The organism is Ruegeria sp. N11 (genome assembly GCF_056531525.1).
Genome location: NZ_JBQFLX010000013.1, coordinates 74816 through 93923 on the forward strand (window position 1 = coordinate 74816; position 19108 = coordinate 93923).

Genomic DNA, 19108 nt, shown 5'->3' on the forward strand with positions numbered 1-19108 from the left:
AGAAGACATGAGCATTTTCTGCAAAACCGGTAACCGGTTCCGCGGTTCGAAAATGCGACAGGAGCCAATGCCTTGATTATCAACCATCCGCTTCTTGGGCCCCGCGATGCGCAGGAGTTTGTCTATCTCGGCGACGCTGCCCTGATCGACCGCCCCGACTGGCAGGCCGAAAATGCTGCTGACGCCTTTCACGACTATCTCTATCTGCGCGACAACCCGGCCGGAGAGCATCGTGAGTTGTGGTATCACGAGCAAGGCGACCGGTCCTGGTTGGTGGTGACGCGCAACACCTTGACGCATGAGATCACATCCGTCGAACTGGCCCGTGATGTGGCCCGGGCAAGGGGGCGCAGCAAATGAGTGTACAGACCAACCGGTTGAATGGTGGGCTTGTCGATCAGACCCAACCCCTGAGCTTCAGCTTTGACGGTAAAAGATATCAGGGTCACCCTGGCGACACACTGGCCTCGGCCCTGCTGGCCAATGGCGTGCAGCTGATGAGTCGGTCGTTCAAGTATCACCGTCCACGCGGGCCGTTGACGTCCGGATCAGAAGAGCCCAACGCGCTGGTCGAACTCCGCTCGGGCGCGCGGCAGGAGCCCAACACCCGTGCCACCGTGGCCGAGCTTTTTGACGGGCTCGAGGCAAAATCGCAAAACCGCTGGCCGTCGCTGAAGCGGGATGTGTTGTCGGTCAATGACATGTTCAGCAACTTCCTGACCGCAGGCTTTTATTACAAGACATTCATGTGGCCGAAGGCGTTCTGGGAAAAGCTCTATGAACCGGCGATCCGGCGCGCGGCCGGTTTGGGCAGCGTGTCCGGACAGGACGACCCTGATTTATACGACAAGGGCTTTCTGCATTGCGATCTGCTGGTGATCGGGGCCGGTCCGGCGGGCCTGATGGCCGCGCTGACAGCTGGCCGAGCAGGTGCTCGGGTCATTCTGGCGGACGAGGATTTTGTTCTGGGCGGGCGCCTTAACGCCGAAAGTTACGAGGTCGGCCGAATGGCCGGATCGGACTGGGCAGCGCAGGCCGTGGCAGAGTTGTCGGCAATGGACAATGTACGCCTGCTGTCGCGCACCACCGTGATCGGGGCTTTCGATCATGGCACCTATGGCGCTGTCGAGCGGGTGGCCGATCACGTACTGACGCCCGGTGTCGGGCAGCCCCGGCAGATCATGTGGCGGATTTATTCGAAACGGGCGCTGTTATGTGCCGGCGCAACCGAGCGGCCCATCGCATTTGCCAACAATGATCGCCCCGGCGTGATGCTGGCCGGGGCAACCCGGGCCTATGCCAATCGCTGGGCAGTGACACCGCACGAACACATGGCGGTGTTTACCAACAACGATGACGGTCATCGCACGGCTGCCGACCTGATATCCAAAGGTGTACATGTCACCGCCGTGATCGACACGCGGGCCGACGCACCCGCCATCGAAGGGACGGAACTGTTCGCCGGTGCGCAGGTGATCAACAGCAAGGGCAGACTGGGTCTGGGGTCGGTGACGGTCCGTACAGCGAAAGGGTTCACCCGCGATATCATATGCGGCGGTCTGGCTGTCTCAGGCGGTTGGAACCCCAATGTGCACCTGACATGCCATCAGCGCGGGCGCCCGCAATGGAACGAGGGTCTTGCAGCGTTTGTTCCGGGTGACGTGTTACCGGTCGGAATGTCGGTCGCCGGGGCCGCGGCTGGCTTGATGTCGACCCACGGCGCGCTGAAATCCGGCGCAGAAGGGGCGGCGGCAGCACTGTCGGGCCTCGGGATTGCGGCGCAGGTCGGGGATATACCGCAGGCCGAGGACGCACCGGTGAACCTGCAACCCTTCTGGTATGTGAAAGAGGGCAAGGGCCGCGCCTGGATCGACCAGCAGAACGACGTGACCGTCAAGGATGTCAAACTGGCGCATCAGGAGAACTATGTCTCGGTCGAACATCTGAAACGCTATACCACGCTGGGTATGGCCACCGACCAGGGCAAGACGTCGAATATGGGTGGCCTGGCGGTGATGGCCGAGATGACAGGCAAGTCGATCCCGGAAACCGGCACCACCATCTTCCGCCCGCCCTATACGCCGGTTGCCATGGGTGCTCTGGCTGGCCGGTCGGTCGGCAAACATTTCCATCCGACCCGAGAGACGCCCAGCCACAAATGGGCAACGGAACAGGGCGCGGTGTTCACCGAAGTCGGCGATTGGCTGCGGGCACAATGGTTCCCGCAAAAGGGTGAGACGCACTGGCGGCAATCGGTGGATCGCGAGGTTCTGCAGACCCGCAAATCGGTTGGTGTCTGCGATGTTACCACCCTGGGCAAGATCGACGTGCAGGGAACGGACGCGGCGGAGTTCCTGAACAGAATCTATGCCAACGGGTTCGCAAAACTGCCGGTTGGCAAGGTACGCTATGGCCTGATGCTGCGTGAAGACGGCATCGCCTATGACGACGGCACCGCTGCGCGACTGGCCGACGACCACTTAGTGGTCACGACAACCACCGCCAACGCCGTTCTGGTTTACCGCCAGATGGAGTTTGCGCGGCAATGTCTGTGGCCCGATCTGGACGTGCAGTTGATCTCGACCACCGAGGCCTGGGCCCAGTATGCAGTGGCCGGACCGAATTCCCGCAAGTTGCTGGAAAAGATTGTCGATCCGGGTTTCGATCTATCGAACAAAGCGTTCCCGTTCATGGCCTGCGCCGAGGTCACCGTTTGCGGCGGTTGCCGGGCGCGTTTGTTCCGTATCTCTTTCAGCGGCGAGCTGGCCTATGAAATCGCCGTGCCCACACGCTATGGCGATGCGATGATCCGCGCGCTGATGGAGGCGGGAGAGGAATTCGGTGTGGTTCCCTATGGCACAGAAGCCTTGGGCGTCATGCGGATCGAAAAGGGGCATGCCACCGGCAATGAGCTGAACGGCACTACCACGGCGCTGAACCTTGGTATGGGCCGGATGGTCAGTAAAAAGAAGGACTGCATCGGCAACACCCTGAGCGAGCGCGCTGGGCTGAACGAGGAAGACGCTCTGCGTCTGGTGGGCTTCAAACCGGTGGATGCCGACGACCCCGTGGTCGCAGGGGGCCATTTGATGACCAGTGATGGTCCGGTCGATGCGGCCCACGACCAGGGCTATGTCACTTCGGCCGCCTATTCACCGGTCCTGCACAGTTCGATCGGCATCGGGTTCCTGAAGAACGGTGCAGATCGGATGGGCGAGGTTCTGCGTCTGGTCAACCCGCTGGAGGGCAGCGAAGTGAAGGTCGAGGTGGTCAGCGCCCATTTTGTCGATCCCGATGGAGGACGTCAGCGTGCATAAACTGAAACCGCTCACACCGCTTGGAGGTGCCGAGCCCCGATCAGACGGCTTTCCCGGCTTGACGATCACGGAAAACACCTCGCGGGCGCTGGCGTCACTGACCGCACGTCAAGGGCATGAGGCAGCGTGTGTCACCAAGGCAAATGAGTTGATCGGTGCGGCTCTGCCTGCGCCCGGCCAATCGGTGGCGACATCGGCCTTTTCGGCATTCTGGATTGGTCCGGACAGTTGGATGATCGATGCCGATCACGCAAGCCAAGAGATGCTGGCAGCTGAGGTCAAGGCCGCTGTCGGAAACACTGCTTCCGTTGTCGAACAAACCGACGGCTGGTGCCGGTTTGACATTACCGGCCCGGCCGCCTGCGATCTGTTCGAACGGCTTTGCAATGTTGATATCCGAACCATGCAATCCGGTGCCGCAACACGATGCTCGATCCACCACATCGGTTGCTACCTGTGGTGCCACGAGACCGGAACGTCCTTCTCGGCCCTTGGCCCTCGGTCCTCGGCCAAATCACTCCATCATGCCATTACTGAAATAGCTCAGGCCGTGTGCCGGGGCTGAGGCGATTTCGTTGTCCGTGTTGGCGCGTGTCAGCACGCGCAACCTAATACCTTTCCTACTGTCCCTGTCGGAATAAGAAGGGTTTTGCACGGCCCCCGGCCAATGGGGCTGCGGCTTGAGTCAGTAGAAGTGCGGCAGGTTTTTGGCCCGCGCAGCGCGTACCCAGTTCGGTACAAACGGGACGATCTTGTCCTGCGACGGAACCATGATTTCGATGAAGTTCGCTCCGGGGTTGGCGATCGCCTCAGACAGAACAGCCTCTATTTCTGACTCACTTGTGATTTTCGCGGTACGGAAACCAAACCCCTCGGCAACCTTGCAGTAATCCACACGGCCGAAGTCGGTGGACCACGGTTCATCTATTTCGTCCAGAAGGATAGCTTCGCCCCGGATCCAGCCGAATGTGTCGTTGCGGGTCAGGATGATCGTAACGTTTTTGCCGGAACGCTTGATCGACTCCATGTCGCCAATGACAAATCCGAACGACCCGTCACCGGTAAAGGAAATCACCGGACCGTCATTGGCATAGGACGCCCCCAGACAGGCAGGCACCGAATATCCCAGCGCCCCCATGGAGTAGTTGGTGATGTAACGGCGGCCCGGCTTTTTGAACGTCAGAAGGGCAGACGGGTAGATCGCGCTGACGCCCGGCTCCGACGTGATCACGGCGTCGTCCGGCATGATTTTGTCCAGCGCTTGGCTGAGCTTGACCGGCGAGATCGTCCCTTCGGGCATCGGGATGTTCGAGTTGAAGACATTGTCGAGCGCGGTTTTCTTCACCGGGTTCAGATCGATCCTGTCGCGCTTCAGGTTCGGGTGCTCGGCCCTGATGATCTCGACCATGTATTCAATGCTGGCCCGTGCGTCGCCGACCATGCCCACTTTGACGGGAAAGTTGTTGCCGACATGCGCCTCGGCAATATCCAGATGCAGAAAGGTCTTGGATTTCGGGTCCCCGTACAGCTTCCAGTGGTCGGTCGCAGCGCTGTCGGTGTTTGACCCGACAAAGAAGATCGTGTCAGCTTCGAACACGTACTGGTTGGAATATTCCATTCCGCCGCGCCCCCCGATGACGCGCAGCGCCAGTGGGTGATCTTCTGGAATGGTGCCTTTGCCGGGCGTTGTTGTGCCGACGGGGATTTGCAGAAGTTCCGCCAGTTCCAGAATTGCGTCAGAGGCCTTTGAGATCAGCCCGCCCTGACCGCAGACAATGGCCGGTTTTTTGGCAGCCAGAAGAATGTCGATTGCAGAGCGAATTTTGCCGTGGTCGGCAACTGGCCGGTGCGCCGGGTATTGGCTGTATTCCGCCTCGGCATAGAGATCGTCAATCTCCGCCTCTTCTCCGAAGATGTTGATCGGCACCCGGATATGCACCGGTGCCGGGCGACCGGAGGTTGCGACACGAAAGGCCCGGCGAAGCAGGAACGGGATTTCCCTTGCGTTGGTCAGCACAAAGCTTTCCTTGCAGATACTGTCGTAGAGTTTGGTCTGATCGATCCCGGTCAGGCCGTGTTTTTTGTCCTGATTGATCGGAATGTCCGAACTGAAAAAGATCACCGGAACCGAGCTGAGGAATGCTTCGGTGATGCCGGGCGAACAATGGGTGACACCGGGGCTGGGCGCTTCGAGAACGCATGGGCGCCCAGTGATCTTCGCATAGGCCTCGGCGGCGTAGGATGCGGTTCGTTCATCGCGGGTCAGGACGAACTCGATATTGCTGTGTTCACGCCATTCCTTGTACCAGCCGATGGTGGTTTCCCCCGGCAGGCCGAAAACATGGCGGACGCCGAGCAATTCGAGCATCTTCAGGATGATCTGGGCGCCGTTCATGCGCTTTGTGTCTTGGTGTTCCATGGGTAGGTTCCCTTTCCCGATCAACCACCGCACACAGTGCTGTATGCAGCCGGTCCGAAGTTTTTGAGATTACGTCAAAGGTTCTGCGACAGCGTATTTTGTCAGCATGTCAGGATTGACCTGAACGCCCAGACCCGGCCCGGTCGGAACGTGTACCCGCCCGTTTTTGACAGGGAAGGGTTCGGTCAGAATGTCTTCCGCGGCGTAGTAGGTCGCCATGTAGAATTCGCATTGCAGGACCAGGTCCGGTACGGCGGCCATCAGATGGGCACCGGCGGCATGGGCCAGTCCCGTTTCGAACATGCAGCCGCCATAGATCTCGATTCCGGCAGCACGGGCGATTGCCGCCACCTCCAGCGCCCGCCGAATACCACCGGATTTCATGATCTTGAGCGAGAAAATGTCCGCGATCCGGATCTGCGCCCCGTAAAGCGCGCCTTTGGGGTCAAACACGCCCTCGTCCGCCATGATCGGGGTATCGATTACATGCGCAATGTGGGCCAGGGCTTCACGTTCGTGCATCTTGACGGGCTGTTCGACAAATGTCGGGCGAAACGCCTCGAGATCCCGGATGCAGCGCACGGCGTCATAGGCCGGAAGACCCTGATTGTAGTCAATGCGGATGTCCGCCTCGTCGCCATAGATATCACGCAGTTTTTCACAGCGTATAAGGTCGAACCTATGGTCGGCAAAACCGGTCTTGAACTTGAAGATGCGCACGCCGTCTTCCCACATCGCGGCGATGTCATCGAGGTCAGCGTCGAAATCTGGGTTGGCGACCGAAAAGCTCATCCCCATGCTGCCACGCATTTTACCGCCGACCAGTTCGCAGACCGAAAGGCCGGTGATCTGGCCGGTGATGTCCAGCAGCGCCATTTCCAGCGCGGCCTTGGCCTCGGGGTGGCCGATCAGCACCTTCTCCGCCATGTTCATGTGCTTTTCGACCTGGACCGGGTCCTGACCGATCAGATGCGGGCGCAGGTGCACGTGCAAGGCGGCGGCGTTCGCCTCGGCGGTTCCGGTGAAGACAGGCCAGGGTGAGGCTTCGCCCCAGCCTGTAAGGCCGGTATCCGTTACCATTTCCAATATCGCAACGTTAATACCTGCTACGTCGCCGCTGCCATGCGAATGGACAGCTTTGGCGGGGATCGAAATGCGATGAACGCGCAGAGTTTCGATTTTATGGTCGCTCACGTATGTCTCCGAAAGTGAGAGTTGGCAGATGGTCAGTTCGGCCGCACGACCAGCACGCTGCAACGGGCGTATCGCGACACCCGGGCAGCGTTTGGTCCGATCAGAAAATCCCGGACCGATGGTTTGCTGGCACCGATCACGACGAAACTTGCTGACTGATCGTCGGCGTGGTTGATCAATTGCTCGTAAACGACACCGCGCAGCACCCTGGTTTTGTGTGCGACGCCGTGCCAATTGAAGTCGGCGCAATACGCGGCCAGATCATTCTCTGCCTCGATCAGTACCTGCTGGTGCATTTCTGCCGGGATGTAACCCTGAACATAGCTGAGCTCCTGATCCGGTATGACAAAGATCACCTCGACCGTGCTGTCATGGGATCGGGCCAGCGAAATTGCTTCGTGAACGACGTGGGCGTCGCTGTCTTTGTGCACAAGGTCAACGGCTGCGAGTATTTTGGATCGGGTCATGACGTGGGTCCCCCCCCCTGCTGTGACAGGTGAATATAAAGTGTGGAAGGGGCCGGCCGATTACCGGCCTGCCGAGTTCCGCATATTGTCAGGCAGCCAGGTGGCCAGTTCCGGGAAAGCGATCATCACGAAGACCATCACCACCATGATCAGGAACAGCGGCAGGGCGGTCTTTGCGATATATCCCATCTCGTGCCGAGTGATCCCCTGCATGACAAACAGGTTGAAACCGATCGGGGGTGTAATCTGCGCCATTTCCACAACCACCACGATGAAGATTCCGAACCAGATAAGATCTATGCCCGCGCCCTCGACCATCGGTTGTACAATCGCCATGGTCAGGACGACCGACGAGATGCCGTCAAGAAACATGCCGAGAATGATATAGAACAGCATCAGCGCCAGCAGCAGAGAGAAGCGCGACAGTTGCAACCCTTCGATATATTCCGCCAGCGCGCGCGGCAGTCCGGTAAAGCCCATCGCCAGTGTCAGGGCGATGGCACCCATGAGGATAAAGGCGATCATGGCCGAGGTTCGGGTGGCACCCAAAAGGCTTTCTATGAAGGCCTCCTTCGTCAGCGATCCCTGCATGGCCGCCAGTATGAACGATCCGATGACCCCAATGGCGGCAGCCTCTGTTGCCGTGGCAAAGCCGCCATACATCGAGCCGATGACCACCAGGATCAGCAGGATGATCGGGATGAGAAACCGGCTTTCGTTCAGTTTCTGCCCAAAGGTCATACGGTCGGAGATTTCCGGTACTTCATCACGGCGCAGAAAGGACCAGCCAGCGACATAGGCCATGAACATGCTGGCCAGCACGATACCGGGCAGGATGCCTGCCATGAACAGTTTCGAAATCGATTGCTCGACGGCGACCCCGTACACAATCAGGGTCAGAGATGGCGGAATCATCAGGCCCAGCGTCGCCGCGCCGGTCAGGGTCCCGATGATCATATATTCAGGGTATTCCCGTTTGCGCAGTTCCGGGATCGACATTTTGCCGACGGTGGTGAGCGTAGCCGCTGAAGAACCGGACACGGCAGCAAATATTGTGCAGCCGACGATATTCACATGGACCAGGCCACCCGGCAAACGCTGCATCCACGGGCTCAGACCCCGAAACATGTCCTGCGATAATCGACTTCGGAACAGGATTTCGCCCATCCAGATGAACAGCGGCAGCGCCGTCAGTGTCCAGCTTGAGGATCCGGTCCAGATACGGGTCAGCATCGCGTCGCCAGCCGGGCGTGATGTGAACATCTCAAGTCCAAGGTAAGCCACGCCAAACAGCGCGAGGGCGACCCAGACGCCTGTGCCCAAAAGCACAAACAGCGCGAACAGAAAGATGGAGACGAGGTAGAATTGTTCCACTGGGCTTACTCCGCGTGCACATCGACCCCGGCGGATCGAATGTTGTCCTTACCCGTGAACAGGGTACTGATCAGGTTGTCGAAGGCGCAGATCGCCAGCAGGACCGTGCCGATGACCATCGACATCTGCGGGATCCAGATGGGCCACGCGTCCTGCCCCTGGCTGATGTCGTTGAAACGATAGCTTTCATAGGTCAGCTTGATGGCGTAGCGCGCGAACAGATATGTCAGGTAACTGGCAACTGCCCAGCACCAGATTTCCCCAAATCGCCGGAACCGTCCAAGCGCGTTCAAAAGCAGGTTTACCCGAATATGGCTGCCGCTGTTCAGCGCATAGGGCAGCGCCAGAAACGACGCGGCGGCCATGCAATAGCCGGTGAAATCTGGTCCGCCCACGACAACCTCACCCACCCATCGAGAGATCATCTGCATCGAGACGAAACACAGGATCAGGATCAGAAAGACAGCGGCGACATATCCGGCCCAACGGTACAGAGCATCCAGAACAACGCGCAACAGACTGAACAGCGCCACGGCAATTCTCCTCTTGTGCGCCCCGACGCCGGATCGGCATCGGGACATGTTTCAGTCAAGGATTATTGGGCAGCCTTGAAGGCATCGACGATTTGCTGACCTTGTTCGCCGGCAGCTTCCAGCCATTCGGCGGTCATGGTCTCGCCGATGGCGCGCAGTTCAGCGGCCAGTTCATCGCTTGCGGGGCCGGTGGTCATGCCGTTCTTGCCCAGCTCGTTCACGGTGAACTCGGTGTACTGGATCGAACGCCAGTCGCCTGCATATTCCGCGGCAAGGGCGCAGCCGTTCACAACGTTCTTGGTCGCGTCATCCAGGCCGTTCCAGGCATCCATGTTCACCAGAACATAGTTGCGCGGCATCCAGGCATCCACGCCGTAGTAATGCGACAGGCTTTCCCAGACTTTGCGGTCGTAACCGGTGGACCCGGACGAGACCATGCCCTGTGCCACACCCGTCGCAAATGCCTGGCTGATTTCTGCGGCTTCGATCTGCACCGGCAGCATCCCGGCAAGCTCGGCCATGCGGGCCGAGGCAGAGTTATAGGCGCGGAACTTCAGACCTTCGGCATCGGCCAGTTTGTTGACCTCGCGGTCGAAATACAGACCCTGACCCGGCCACGGCACCGAATAGAGCAGATGAAGGTTCTGTTCCGCCAGCAGTTCGGACAGCGGGCCCTTGGCCACATCCCACAGCTTTTCGGAATCCTCGAACGAGGTCGCAAGGAATGGAACAGAGTCAAAGCCGAACAGCGCGTTTTCGTTCTGGTGACCGGACAACAGACGCTCACCGATGTTGACCTGCCCGGTCTGGATTGCGCGTTTTATTTCCGCACCCGCATAGAGCGAGCCGCCCGGATGGGTTTGAATGGTCAACTCACCCGCCGTTCCCGTGGTCACGCATTCAGCAAACATCGCACCGGTGGCCGAGTGGAAGTTGGTGGCCGAATAGGCCATCGGCATATCCCAGGTTTCAGCATTGGCCGATACCGCTGATACGGTGGCTACCGCGACACCAGCGGCAATTTTGGTGATTGTATTTGGCATTTCAAACTCCCTTGTTGCCTATTTTCGGCCCCTGATTTCCGGGGCGTTTATGGTCGTTTCTTCAGAACCGCTGCGGATCGTAGACGGTCAGATCAATATTGCTGCGCTCTCCCGTCACCAGCCCAGCCAGAATGCGTCCGGTTTTGGGCCCGGCGGTCAGGCCAACATGATGATGCCCGAACCCGGCCAGTACGCCGCTATGGCCAATCTCTCCGATCAACGGCAGGCTGTCGGTCGGGGCAGGGCGATGGCCCAGCCAACTGTTCATGTTTTCGAACCTGAGGTGCGGAAAGCTTTCCTCGACCTTGCGCCTGAGCAAATCAAGCGGCGCCTTTGAAGGCCCGGCTTTCAGCCCGCCAAATTCGACGACACCGGCACAGCGTAGCCCATTTGCCATCGGGGTGGCGACAAATTTGCCGGTGGTGATCATCAATGGGGTCGATGGCCCGTTTTCCGCCCCCGCGAATTCAATGTGATAACCGCGCTCGGTTTCGAGCGGCACGGACAGTCCAAGCTTTTTCGCCAACGGTCCGGACCAGACACCGGTCGCCAGAACAACATTGGAGCAGGGCAGCGTGCCGCTGTCCGTTATCACGGCCGTTGCCTTACCTTCAGTGAACTCGAAATCTGTAACCTCGGCCCGACGGATCGAAGCCCCCAGTTTTTCGGCTTCGGTTGCAAGCGCGGCCACGTATGATCCGGGGCTGCGTGAAAATCCGTGATCATGCATCACGGCCAGAAGTTTCAGATTTCCCGTCAGGTTCGGCTCGAACTCGCGAACGGCGTCCCCTTCCAAAACCTCGGGTTCAAAGCCTGCGGTTTGACGCAGCATCCACGTGTAGCTGTCCGCTTCGAAGGTGGCGCGGTCGGGATAGGCGAAACTGTAGTCCGAGGTTTGGACCCATTGCGCGGCTTCTGTTCCCTTAGTCAGGGCAAAGTGCTGCTCGACCGAGTCCGAGGTCAGCGGAGCAAGCCCGGCAGCAATTCTACGGGTGTCCTTGTCGTTGGCATGTGACAGGTATTTTGTCAGCCATGGCACAAGCCGTGGCAAATAGGACCAGCGCAGAAAAAGCGGGAAGTTCGGGTCCAAGGCCATTCGGGGACCTTTGAGAACCAGTCCCGGCGCCGTGACAGGGGCGACTGAGCATGCCGCCAGCACCCCGGCATTGCCATATGACGTCGCCCTGTCATCCCCTGGCGCGTTGCGGTCCACAATGGTGACGTCGACGCCCTTGCGACGCAACCAGATAGCGGTCGAGACACCGACGATTCCGGCGCCAATTACGACGACTTGTTGAGCCTCAGACGTCATATCATCCCATTGTGGCGAGAATCATCGCCCCTTGCATCGTATTCCAGCCTGTATACAGTACTGTCGCAATCTGTGAAGACAAATGTTTCTTTTCCCGTGCGCTTTGATAGAACGGGCAAAATCCGAACTGTTGGGTATGAGATGTCCAAATCCGAAGGAAGCGTAGAACGCGCCTACGAGGCGTTACGCAAGAAGGCGATCAGTTTCGAGTTCATGCCCGGTGAGCGCCTGAATGAGACCGCGTTGACAAAAACCCTTGATGTCAGCCGCACCCCACTGCGCGAGGCATTGAACCGGCTTGCCGCCGAAGGGTTCCTGACTTTCGAACTTGGCAAAGGGTTTTTTTGCCGCCCACTCAGCCCCGACAAGATTCTGGAACTTTACCAGCTACGATGCGCGCTTGAGACCGAGGCGCTAATCCGTACCATTGAAGGAGCGGATGACAACGCAATCGCCGAGGTTGTCGCCTATCTGGACGAGGCCGAGAAATCCTATTCTGTTTGCAGCGATCTGAATGTTCTTTTGCGCATGGACGAAGAGTTTCATGTCAAGCTCGCGACACTGTCGGGCAACAATGAACTGGTCCGGCTGCTGTACAACGTGAACGAACGCATCCGGTATGTAAGGATGATAAACTTGCGGCTGCTGCGTGATCGCCGGGATACGCCTGACTATGATCACTCTTCCTTGTCACAGCATCGCATCATCCTGAATGCGGTAAAGGCACGGGACAAAGACGCCGCGATCGTAGCTTTACGGCGTCACATTGAACGCCGCAGTGAACAGACGGTCGAATTGGTGCGCGTGGCGTTTTCCCAACTCTACGTTCCGGGGAACTTGTAGACCCACAGTCCTGCCCAACTGTGTCACGCAGCTGGGTCAGGATGTGCGATGTCTACCTCGCCAACCCCAGCAGTGGATCATCCAGTTCCGGGGAAAACCGATCCGGTACAAGCGATTCATGAAACCATTTCAGGAAAGTGTAGATCGAGAACACTGGCAGTCCGGTCAGTTTGCGGACGTCCGCCGCGTAAGGCGTCATATTGGTGCATTCCAGCAAGATTGCGCCGACATCCGGATGTTCTGTCACCAGTTGCCGCGCCGCATCAAGCATATCCAGCCGGCATGCCGCAAAATCGATTTCGGGGGCATCTCCCAGTATATCACGGGTAAACGCCCGACCACCCTCGGTGCCCACGACCGGAGTATCAGCCGGTACATTCGCGGCAGCCAGATGGGCCGGCGTCAGCGTTTCTTTCGAGATCGTCAGAATGCCCACGCGTTTTTCGGGGGGAAGCATTGCCTGAATCATGGGGGCCTGCATCAGAGAGGATGTGGCAACAGGAACCCGTACCGCCTCGGCCAGCCTGTCCTGAACAATCGACAGAAAACCGCAATTTGTCGTGATACCGTCGCAGCCTGAGGCAACCAGGTCTTTTGCGGCTTCGATGAAAAGGTCAACCAGTTCCCGTGCATCATTGCGCACCACCAACTCGGGCGTGGCGCTGCGCACGACGCGGTACTGTACCGGGAAAGGCCAGGTAAGCGCATTTCCGATGTCGCCGGGAATGCGCGGAAACTGCGTTTCAAGCATAAGAATGCCAAGGTTGGCTCCGTATACCGTTTTTCCACCGTAACAGGTCTGCATGGCGTGGCCCCACTGGATGCAATTGTACGCATAGCTGTATACAATTTTGGGAAAGTCAATCCCGATCTTTCCCGTTCGATGGAAATCAAACGGGATGGAACCGGGGTTCTCTCTTTTCCAGAAACGCGTTCATGCCTTCCTGTTGCGCCGGCAATCCATAAAGGGCGTGGTACATCTGCCGCTCATAGCGAAGACCGGAATCCAGCGCGCGATGTTCGGCCATGTTTACACAGGCACGAGCCATTTCTGCGATGTCAGGTGCATAGCCGGAAATGGTTCGTCCTACATCCTGTGCGGTTTGTTCAAGTTCTTCGGAAGGTACTACGCGACTGATCAGACCCATCTGAAGCGCCTCCTGCGCATCCACCATGCGACCGGTCAGGATCATGTCCATCGCCCTGGCACGTCCAACCAGCCGGGTAAGGCGCTGCGTGCCGCCGATACCGGGAATACAGCCGATCTTGATTTCAGGCTGGCCAAATTTTGCGGTGTCCGACGCCAGGATGACGTCGCACATCAGGGCAATCTCGCACCCGCCGCCCAACGCGTAGCCGCCAACAGCTGCAATCTTTGGCAGTTTCAGTGCGGCGAACCGGTCCCAGCCGCCAAAGAAGTCACTGGCCTGCATGCTGGCATAGGTCTGAACCGCCAACTCGCTGATGTCAGCCCCGGCCGCAAAGGCGCGCTCGTTTCCGGTCAGGATCAGGCAGCCGATTGCCGGATCGGCCTCAAAGTTGGTTGCCGCGTCCAGCGCCTCATGCATGACCCGCGAATTCAGGGCGTTCAGTCGATCCGGCCGGTTGAAGCGGATTGTGGCGACACGCCCGTGAGTTTCCGTCTGAATTGTCTCATACATGATCAACTGTCCCAGATTGCGCCATAGGCGGGGATGCCCAGGCTTTCCATGTCGTGCACGACTTTTCGCGTAAGCTTCTGGTTCGAAATCACGATGACAGCCTCGGCGTCGCTGTCACGAACCGACTGCAAAGCCAATGCGGAAAGGTTCGGTTTACCCCGTTTATCAGTGTCCCAGATCAGAGGGGTATCAGTATGCGCTTCGATCTCGTCAACCAACGCGTTCCCATAGGTCTTTCGGGGGCTTCGGGTCGACCAAATCAGCCTGTTCGGCACGTCACCGGCCAGAAGATGAGGCAGGATCGGACCAATTCCGGACCCGGTGCCGACATAAACGACCTTTTTGAACAAAACCTCAATTCGGGCCACGCCAGATGTCGTGATGCCTTTGACCCAGACCCTGTCAGGCGGGTTGTCGATGAATCGTTCTGTCCAGTCTCCGGCCCGGCTGATTGCCAGCCGGTAGCTTTTCTGGTTCGGGGCCGGGATATTGGCGAAAGAGTGATACTCTCCAAACGGTGTGTGACTGATGGCGTTGGAACTGCCGGGGAACGGCGTGTCGCCGTATTCGAACCGGGCAATCACCGCATGGTTCGACGGTTTGACAATATCAACCTTCACCCGTTTCAGCGTCAGCCACGGAGACAGGATCGACAGCGTGATCAGGCAAAGCATCCAGAACGCAGCGCTGCGCAACAATGCATCGCCAGTGTCAGAACTTATTGATACCGTCTGTGCCCAGAACAGCGCCAGGACGGTCCATCCGATGAAGCGATGGATTTTCTCGAACATATTATGGAAGCGGGCTCGGATCGGTCCCAGCGCCGAAACCACCATGATGGTCATCAACACGACCATGGCGGCGCTTAGCGTCAGTGTCAGGCCCGAGGGCGAAGCCGCCCCTGCACCCCTGTTCGCGATCATTCCAAACAGCAAGAACCCGAACCAGATCGTGCCCGCAACGGTACATCCTGAATGCAGTCCGCCAAAATGAAAGACCTTGCCGGCACCCCAGCGAATCCACAAAGGCCAGGATGTCGGAACCCGGGTCGCCAGCCAGAACAATGCGTTGACCACCCTTTGCTGCCGGATCAGGATACCGATGCTCAGGTTGATCAACGCCATGTCCGCGATGAGGTGCAGCGCGTACTCACCATCATGAAACCACCTGCCCTGGTGCAGCCCCTTCACGAAAACACCCAGATTGACGACGGCAACCAGCGCCGCCAGTCGCCAGTATTCCATCACCGCCGGGTGCCGTGTGACCCGCCGCCAGTTCAGGCCCCGGGATTGCAGATTTGTGGTTTGAGTTGTCATCACTTCAGCTCCGTCCCGGTTTGCGCGATGTGGTCACGGGCGAGTTGCTTCAGCATGCGCTTGTCCAGTTTGCCGCGTGGTGTCCGTGGCAGCGCGTCCATCGGCGTCACCACAGCCGGACAGCAATAATAGGGCAGACGGTCCGCAACCGATCGCGCCGCACGCTTGGGGCAGGCGGAAGCAGGCGAGATGAAACTTACCAGATTTCGGCTGTCATATTGCAGCGTCACGGCCTGTTGGCAGCAGGGCGACTGTTCAAGCGCGCCTGAGACGCTGTCCAGTTCCACCCGAAAGCCGCGTACCTTGACCAGATCATCAACGCGGCCGAAATGTTCGAGCTCTCCATCGGCCCAGATCGCGGGTGCGAAACATCATATGGCCAGGGCGAAACGGATCAGGGCGGTAACGCTCATCCGTCAGCTCAGGGTTGGCGAGGTATCCGGTTGTCACGCAATCCCCACCGGCCCACATCTCACCCTTCTGGCCGATTGGGAGGGCGCGCAGGTTTTCGTCCAGAATGTAGACCGTGTTGTTGGGTGTCGGACGACCGATGGACAGGATCTGTTTGTCGGGGTGATGCGGCTCGGCCGTGTTGATGATTGTCGTCTCTGTCGGACCACAGGAATTGTAGAATGTGCAGAATGCCGACCACCTGTCGGCAAGGGGGCGAGGGCAGGGTTCTCCGGCCACGGCGGCGACTTTGACCTGTTGGCATAGTGTATGATCTAGCGCGTTCAGGATTGACGGCGTGGCGATCAGAACATCCACTTGTTCAGCCGTTTCCTGAATGGACTTGCCACGAATGACCAGAGTTGCCCCATTTGACAGCGCCCCCAGTGTTTCCCAGGCGGCCATGTCGAAAGCGATGGATAGAACCTGTCCAACCTTCATGCCCGGGCGCATTCCCAGATCACCGGGCGCGGTCAGCAGGATATTCGCCAGATTGGCATGGCTGACCTGAACGCCGTTGGGCACACCTGTCGTACCTGATGTAAACAGGATCATCGCAAGATCTTCCGGTCGCGCCCGGTATCGGGTATCCGGGGCTGGAGGTGAAAGCGCTTGGGATAATTCCGGGGCCTGGGCGCCATATGAACTGATACACACAAATTACACACGGCCTTTGCCGCCCGGCAGCGGGTTCTTCCTTTCAAGCTCCAACGGCTTGGCGTCAGGAAACAACTTTGCCGAAGCCGCCTGCCACGCCTTGTGCGAAGTAATTGAACGCGACGCCATAGCGCTATGGTCGCAATTGCCCTGGACAGATCGTGACGCGCGGCGCATCGACCAAGATACGAATTGCGACGGCTCACTTCTTGCGATTCTGGAAAAATTTAAAGACGCGGATATTGATGTGGCGATCTGGGACGTCACTTCCGACATTGGTGTGCCTGCATATCTGGTCTGGACATGCGAGAAAGGAAACCTGCCGGTTCTGCTGCCGCGGCCCTCGGTCGGTGCGGGGTGTCACCCTTGCCGCGAAATCGCATTGTCCCGCGCGCTGACAGAAGCCGCACAGGAACGGCTGACGCTGATCACCGGTTCCCGCGATGACCTTTCAAAAGAGTTCTATCGCGAAATGGAATTTCACGTGACAATCGAAAGGCCCGGAAAGCTTGAGTTCGGGTCAAGAAAATCGCAGGACACAGCAACCCCGGATGGTGATCTGGATCAGATATTAGCGGGCTTGCAGAATGCTGGACTTCGCGACGCATACATCATCGATTTAACCGCGGACTATGTGGCCAAACATATTTCGGTGGTCCGTGTGCTTGTTCCGGGACTGGAAGGTCCAAGCGACGACCCGCGCTACTCAATGGGGGTGCGGGCGCAAAGACAGCTGGAACCGGCCCAATGACCATATTTGTGTTTTGCGGCCCCACGATCCGGAAAAGTGAAGCATTGCGTATTCTTGACGCTGAATACCTGCCACTTGCTGCACAGGGGGATGTCATGGCCATGATAGCGCGCAACCCCCATGCCATCGGTATCATTGACGGGTACTTTCAGCTGACACCTTCGGTCTTGCACAAGGAAATCCTCTGGGCGCTTGACCAAGGTGTTCACGTTTTCGGCAGCGCCAGCATGGGAGCGCTAAGAGCCGCTGAGCTTTGCGATTTCGGCATGAAGGGGATCGGGCGCGTTTTCGAGGATTACCGCACTGGCCGGATTACACGGGACGACGAAGTCGCCCTGAACCACGGGCCCGCCGAACTGGGTTATCCCGCATTGTCTGAACCATTGGTGAACATCAAGGCCACGCTGGCGGCTGCGTTGGAAAACGGGGTCATTTCACAAGAAACCGCAGCAGCTTTTGAAGCGCATATGAGCCGGACATATTTCTCACACCGTTCCTATTGCAACATGATCGAATACGGTCGTCAAAAAGGGTTTGATCTTAAGGAACTCGCCCGTTTTGAAGACTGGCTGGACCATGGGAAAGTCGATGTAAAGAAAGCTGATGCGGTCGAAATGCTAACCTTCATGAAGGACTTCCTGAAGCAGAATCCGGGCAGATTTTCGTCGCAGTTCTATCTGGAACGCACTTCGGTTTTCGACCAGGTCGGCCAATGAGCGCCATACTTCGTCAGTTTCAAGGGAACGCGCGCGGGGTCATCTTGTTTGCGCTGGGCGTGTTTTTCATGTCCGCGCTGGATGCGGTCGCAAAAATGCTGGCCCAGACATATTCTGAGCTCCAGGTCATATTCTTCGAAAGCGTGTTCGGGCTGCTGTTTTTCTTCGGGATCATCGCCCCGTCGACCTGGCGTTCGATGGTGTCGCCACGGTGGCCGCTGATGATTGGCCGAGGCTTGCTGAGCTTGGGAACGATGTATTTTTCATCGCAGGTCTGAAGGTACTGCCTCTGGCTGAGGTGACGATCATCTTCATGGTTTCCCCGATCATTTCAATGTGTCTGTCTTCCCTGTTCTTTCGGGAACACGCGAGCGTCCTGCAGGTCTTAGCGGTGGTTGCCGGAGCTTTGGGTGCATGTCTCATTATTCGCCCGCCGGGCGTCGGCATGAACATGGCCGCTTTGCTGCCGCTGGCCGCGGCTTTTTGCAGTGCTTTCGGTCTTGCGGCGGCGCGCGCCCTGTCCCGCCGCGACACGCCAGAAGCAATCACGGGCTATGAATATCTGACGATTTTTCTGGTCGCTGTCCTTCTGGTTCCGGCTGGGGACCACCTGCCCGAGACGCCGGATTTGTGGCTTGTTGTTCTACTCGGGCTGTTCGGCGCCTTATGCGTGTATTGTCGAACGAAAGCGTGCTCGGTTTCGCCGCTCAGCTTGATGGCACCGGTAGAGTACTCCGGGATGATCTGGGCCATCATCTTTGGCTATGCGATCTGGAACAACCTGCCGGATTTCTGGGGATGGGTCGGGGCAGGGCTGATCGCAATTGGCGGCTTGCTGCCAGCGCTTCCAATTGGTCAGTCCGCCAGGAAGGAGAACCGACTCTGATGCAAAACTTGTCGCCTGTCTTTCCGGTTCGGACGGGTATCGGTTTTTCGGTTTTGGTCGCTCAGCAACCTCGAAAGTTCAGTATGAAGTTCCGGCGTCGCGGCGGAAGTTACTCCGCCGTCTGAAGCCAGTATCGGCGCTTGGCCGTTCCCTTCTGTTGTTACGTTAC

At 58.3% G+C, this 19108-nt stretch carries 20 protein-coding genes; 8 read left to right on the plus strand and 12 right to left on the minus strand.

Features of this window, described 5'->3' with window-relative positions; all coding sequences use genetic code 11:
- The first annotated feature begins 72 nt into the window (after positions 1 to 72).
- From ACR0J8_RS14810 to ACR0J8_RS14820, 3 genes are read left to right on the plus strand one after another with little or no spacing between them, the layout of a single operon-like run.
- Complete coding sequence (locus ACR0J8_RS14810) at positions 73 to 360, plus strand: sarcosine oxidase subunit delta (RefSeq protein WP_170611665.1); 288 nt, start codon at positions 73 to 75, stop codon at positions 358 to 360.
- Positions 357 to 3317 carry a sarcosine oxidase subunit alpha family protein gene (locus ACR0J8_RS14815; protein ID WP_480890897.1) on the plus strand — a complete coding sequence of 987 codons (2961 nt, stop codon included), beginning with the start codon at positions 357 to 359 and terminating at the stop codon, positions 3315 to 3317. The genes ACR0J8_RS14810 and ACR0J8_RS14815 overlap by 4 nt, the downstream gene beginning before the upstream one ends.
- Positions 3310 to 3882: a sarcosine oxidase subunit gamma gene (locus ACR0J8_RS14820; RefSeq protein WP_480525833.1), complete on the plus strand. Its 573-nt coding sequence runs from the start codon at positions 3310 to 3312 to the stop codon at positions 3880 to 3882. The genes ACR0J8_RS14815 and ACR0J8_RS14820 overlap by 8 nt, the downstream gene beginning before the upstream one ends.
- A 120-nt stretch (positions 3883 to 4002) precedes the next feature.
- Here ACR0J8_RS14820 and ACR0J8_RS14825 read toward each other — a convergent pair whose 3' ends face one another.
- The 7 genes from ACR0J8_RS14825 to ACR0J8_RS14855 form a co-directional block, all read right to left on the minus strand.
- A complete protein-coding gene (locus tag ACR0J8_RS14825) occupies positions 4003 to 5736 on the minus strand; it encodes a thiamine pyrophosphate-binding protein (protein WP_480525835.1) in 1734 nt (577 codons plus the stop codon).
- A 69-nt stretch (positions 5737 to 5805) separates the two neighbouring features.
- Positions 5806 to 6930 carry an enolase C-terminal domain-like protein gene (locus tag ACR0J8_RS14830; RefSeq protein ID WP_480890899.1) on the minus strand — a complete coding sequence of 375 codons (1125 nt, stop codon included), beginning with the start codon at positions 6928 to 6930 and terminating at the stop codon, positions 5806 to 5808.
- Between the two features lie 32 nt (positions 6931 to 6962).
- A complete protein-coding gene (locus ACR0J8_RS14835; RefSeq protein ID WP_170679100.1) occupies positions 6963 to 7397 on the minus strand; it encodes a universal stress protein in 435 nt (144 codons plus the stop codon).
- Positions 7398 to 7457: 60 nt separating this feature from the next.
- Positions 7458 to 8771 (minus strand): TRAP transporter large permease subunit, encoded by a 1314-nt coding sequence (locus ACR0J8_RS14840; RefSeq protein ID WP_170611677.1) that lies wholly within the window; start codon positions 8769 to 8771, stop codon positions 7458 to 7460.
- A 5-nt stretch (positions 8772 to 8776) separates the two neighbouring features.
- Positions 8777 to 9304 carry a TRAP transporter small permease gene (locus tag ACR0J8_RS14845; protein WP_480441505.1) on the minus strand — a complete coding sequence of 176 codons (528 nt, stop codon included), beginning with the start codon at positions 9302 to 9304 and terminating at the stop codon, positions 8777 to 8779.
- 62 nt (positions 9305 to 9366) lie between these two features.
- Complete coding sequence (locus tag ACR0J8_RS14850) at positions 9367 to 10347, minus strand: TRAP transporter substrate-binding protein (protein ID WP_170611680.1); 981 nt, start codon at positions 10345 to 10347, stop codon at positions 9367 to 9369.
- A gap of 61 nt (positions 10348 to 10408) precedes the next feature.
- Entirely contained in the window at positions 10409 to 11659 is a 1251-nt protein-coding gene (locus tag ACR0J8_RS14855) for an NAD(P)/FAD-dependent oxidoreductase (protein ID WP_480890902.1), read from the minus strand.
- A gap of 141 nt (positions 11660 to 11800) precedes the next feature.
- Here ACR0J8_RS14855 and ACR0J8_RS14860 point away from each other — a divergent pair, with 141 nt between their 5' ends.
- Positions 11801 to 12502 carry a GntR family transcriptional regulator gene (locus ACR0J8_RS14860; RefSeq protein WP_480525841.1) on the plus strand — a complete coding sequence of 234 codons (702 nt, stop codon included), beginning with the start codon at positions 11801 to 11803 and terminating at the stop codon, positions 12500 to 12502.
- A 52-nt stretch (positions 12503 to 12554) separates the two neighbouring features.
- On the opposite strand, the gene ACR0J8_RS14865 is transcribed toward ACR0J8_RS14860, so the two are convergent.
- The 5 genes from ACR0J8_RS14865 to ACR0J8_RS14885 all read right to left on the minus strand — a co-directional run bounded on the left by ACR0J8_RS14865 (position 12555) and on the right by ACR0J8_RS14885 (position 16484).
- Entirely contained in the window at positions 12555 to 13307 is a 753-nt protein-coding gene (locus ACR0J8_RS14865) for an aspartate/glutamate racemase family protein (protein ID WP_480525842.1), read from the minus strand.
- Between the two features lie 85 nt (positions 13308 to 13392).
- A complete protein-coding gene (locus ACR0J8_RS14870) occupies positions 13393 to 14163 on the minus strand; it encodes an enoyl-CoA hydratase-related protein (RefSeq protein ID WP_480890905.1) in 771 nt (256 codons plus the stop codon).
- 2 nt (positions 14164 to 14165) lie between these two features.
- The gene (locus ACR0J8_RS14875; protein ID WP_480890907.1) at positions 14166 to 15479 is read right to left on the minus strand and encodes a ferric reductase-like transmembrane domain-containing protein; all 1314 of its coding nucleotides are present in this window, start codon (positions 15477 to 15479) and stop codon (positions 14166 to 14168) included.
- Complete coding sequence (locus tag ACR0J8_RS14880) at positions 15479 to 15766, minus strand: hypothetical protein (RefSeq protein WP_480525848.1); 288 nt, start codon at positions 15764 to 15766, stop codon at positions 15479 to 15481. Before ACR0J8_RS14880 ends, ACR0J8_RS14875 begins: the two co-directional genes overlap by 1 nt.
- A gap of 28 nt (positions 15767 to 15794) precedes the next feature.
- The gene (locus tag ACR0J8_RS14885) at positions 15795 to 16484 is read right to left on the minus strand and encodes an AMP-binding protein (protein WP_480525850.1); all 690 of its coding nucleotides are present in this window, start codon (positions 16482 to 16484) and stop codon (positions 15795 to 15797) included.
- Here ACR0J8_RS14885 and ACR0J8_RS14890 point away from each other — a divergent pair.
- From ACR0J8_RS14890 to ACR0J8_RS14905, 4 genes are read left to right on the plus strand one after another with little or no spacing between them, the layout of a single operon-like run.
- Positions 16447 to 17337 carry a YcaO-like family protein gene (locus ACR0J8_RS14890; protein ID WP_480890909.1) on the plus strand — a complete coding sequence of 297 codons (891 nt, stop codon included), beginning with the start codon at positions 16447 to 16449 and terminating at the stop codon, positions 17335 to 17337. The two genes, ACR0J8_RS14885 and ACR0J8_RS14890, sit on opposite strands and share 38 nt — an antisense overlap.
- Complete coding sequence (locus tag ACR0J8_RS14895; protein WP_480890910.1) at positions 17334 to 18053, plus strand: TfuA-like protein; 720 nt, start codon at positions 17334 to 17336, stop codon at positions 18051 to 18053. The genes ACR0J8_RS14890 and ACR0J8_RS14895 overlap by 4 nt, the downstream gene beginning before the upstream one ends.
- A complete protein-coding gene (locus ACR0J8_RS14900; protein ID WP_480890911.1) occupies positions 18050 to 18331 on the plus strand; it encodes a hypothetical protein in 282 nt (93 codons plus the stop codon). Before ACR0J8_RS14895 ends, ACR0J8_RS14900 begins: the two co-directional genes overlap by 4 nt.
- Positions 18265 to 18939, plus strand: a complete 675-nt coding sequence (locus ACR0J8_RS14905; RefSeq protein ID WP_480890913.1) for a DMT family transporter — start codon at positions 18265 to 18267, stop codon at positions 18937 to 18939. The genes ACR0J8_RS14900 and ACR0J8_RS14905 overlap by 67 nt, the downstream gene beginning before the upstream one ends.
- The last annotated feature ends 169 nt before the right edge of the window (positions 18940 to 19108 follow it).

Coding starts and splice junctions, on each gene's coding strand:
- ACR0J8_RS14815 (WP_480890897.1), top strand. CDS start 357: ATGAGTGTACAGACCAACCGGTTGAATGGTGGGCTTGTCGATCAGACC.
- ACR0J8_RS14825 (WP_480525835.1), bottom strand. CDS start 5,736: ATGGAACACCAAGACACAAAGCGCATGAACGGCGCCCAGATCATCCTG.
- ACR0J8_RS14835 (WP_170679100.1), bottom strand. CDS start 7,397: ATGACCCGATCCAAAATACTCGCAGCCGTTGACCTTGTGCACAAAGAC.
- ACR0J8_RS14850 (WP_170611680.1), bottom strand. CDS start 10,347: ATGCCAAATACAATCACCAAAATTGCCGCTGGTGTCGCGGTAGCCACC.
- ACR0J8_RS14855 (WP_480890902.1), bottom strand. CDS start 11,659: ATGACGTCTGAGGCTCAACAAGTCGTCGTAATTGGCGCCGGAATCGTC.
- ACR0J8_RS14860 (WP_480525841.1), top strand. CDS start 11,801: ATGTCCAAATCCGAAGGAAGCGTAGAACGCGCCTACGAGGCGTTACGC.
- ACR0J8_RS14865 (WP_480525842.1), bottom strand. CDS start 13,307: ATGCAGACCTGTTACGGTGGAAAAACGGTATACGGAGCCAACCTTGGC.
- ACR0J8_RS14870 (WP_480890905.1), bottom strand. CDS start 14,163: ATGTATGAGACAATTCAGACGGAAACTCACGGGCGTGTCGCCACAATC.
- ACR0J8_RS14875 (WP_480890907.1), bottom strand. CDS start 15,479: ATGACAACTCAAACCACAAATCTGCAATCCCGGGGCCTGAACTGGCGG.
- ACR0J8_RS14885 (WP_480525850.1), bottom strand. CDS start 16,484: ATGATCCTGTTTACATCAGGTACGACAGGTGTGCCCAACGGCGTTCAG.
- ACR0J8_RS14895 (WP_480890910.1), top strand. CDS start 17,334: ATGACCATATTTGTGTTTTGCGGCCCCACGATCCGGAAAAGTGAAGCA.
- ACR0J8_RS14900 (WP_480890911.1), top strand. CDS start 18,050: ATGAGCGCCATACTTCGTCAGTTTCAAGGGAACGCGCGCGGGGTCATC.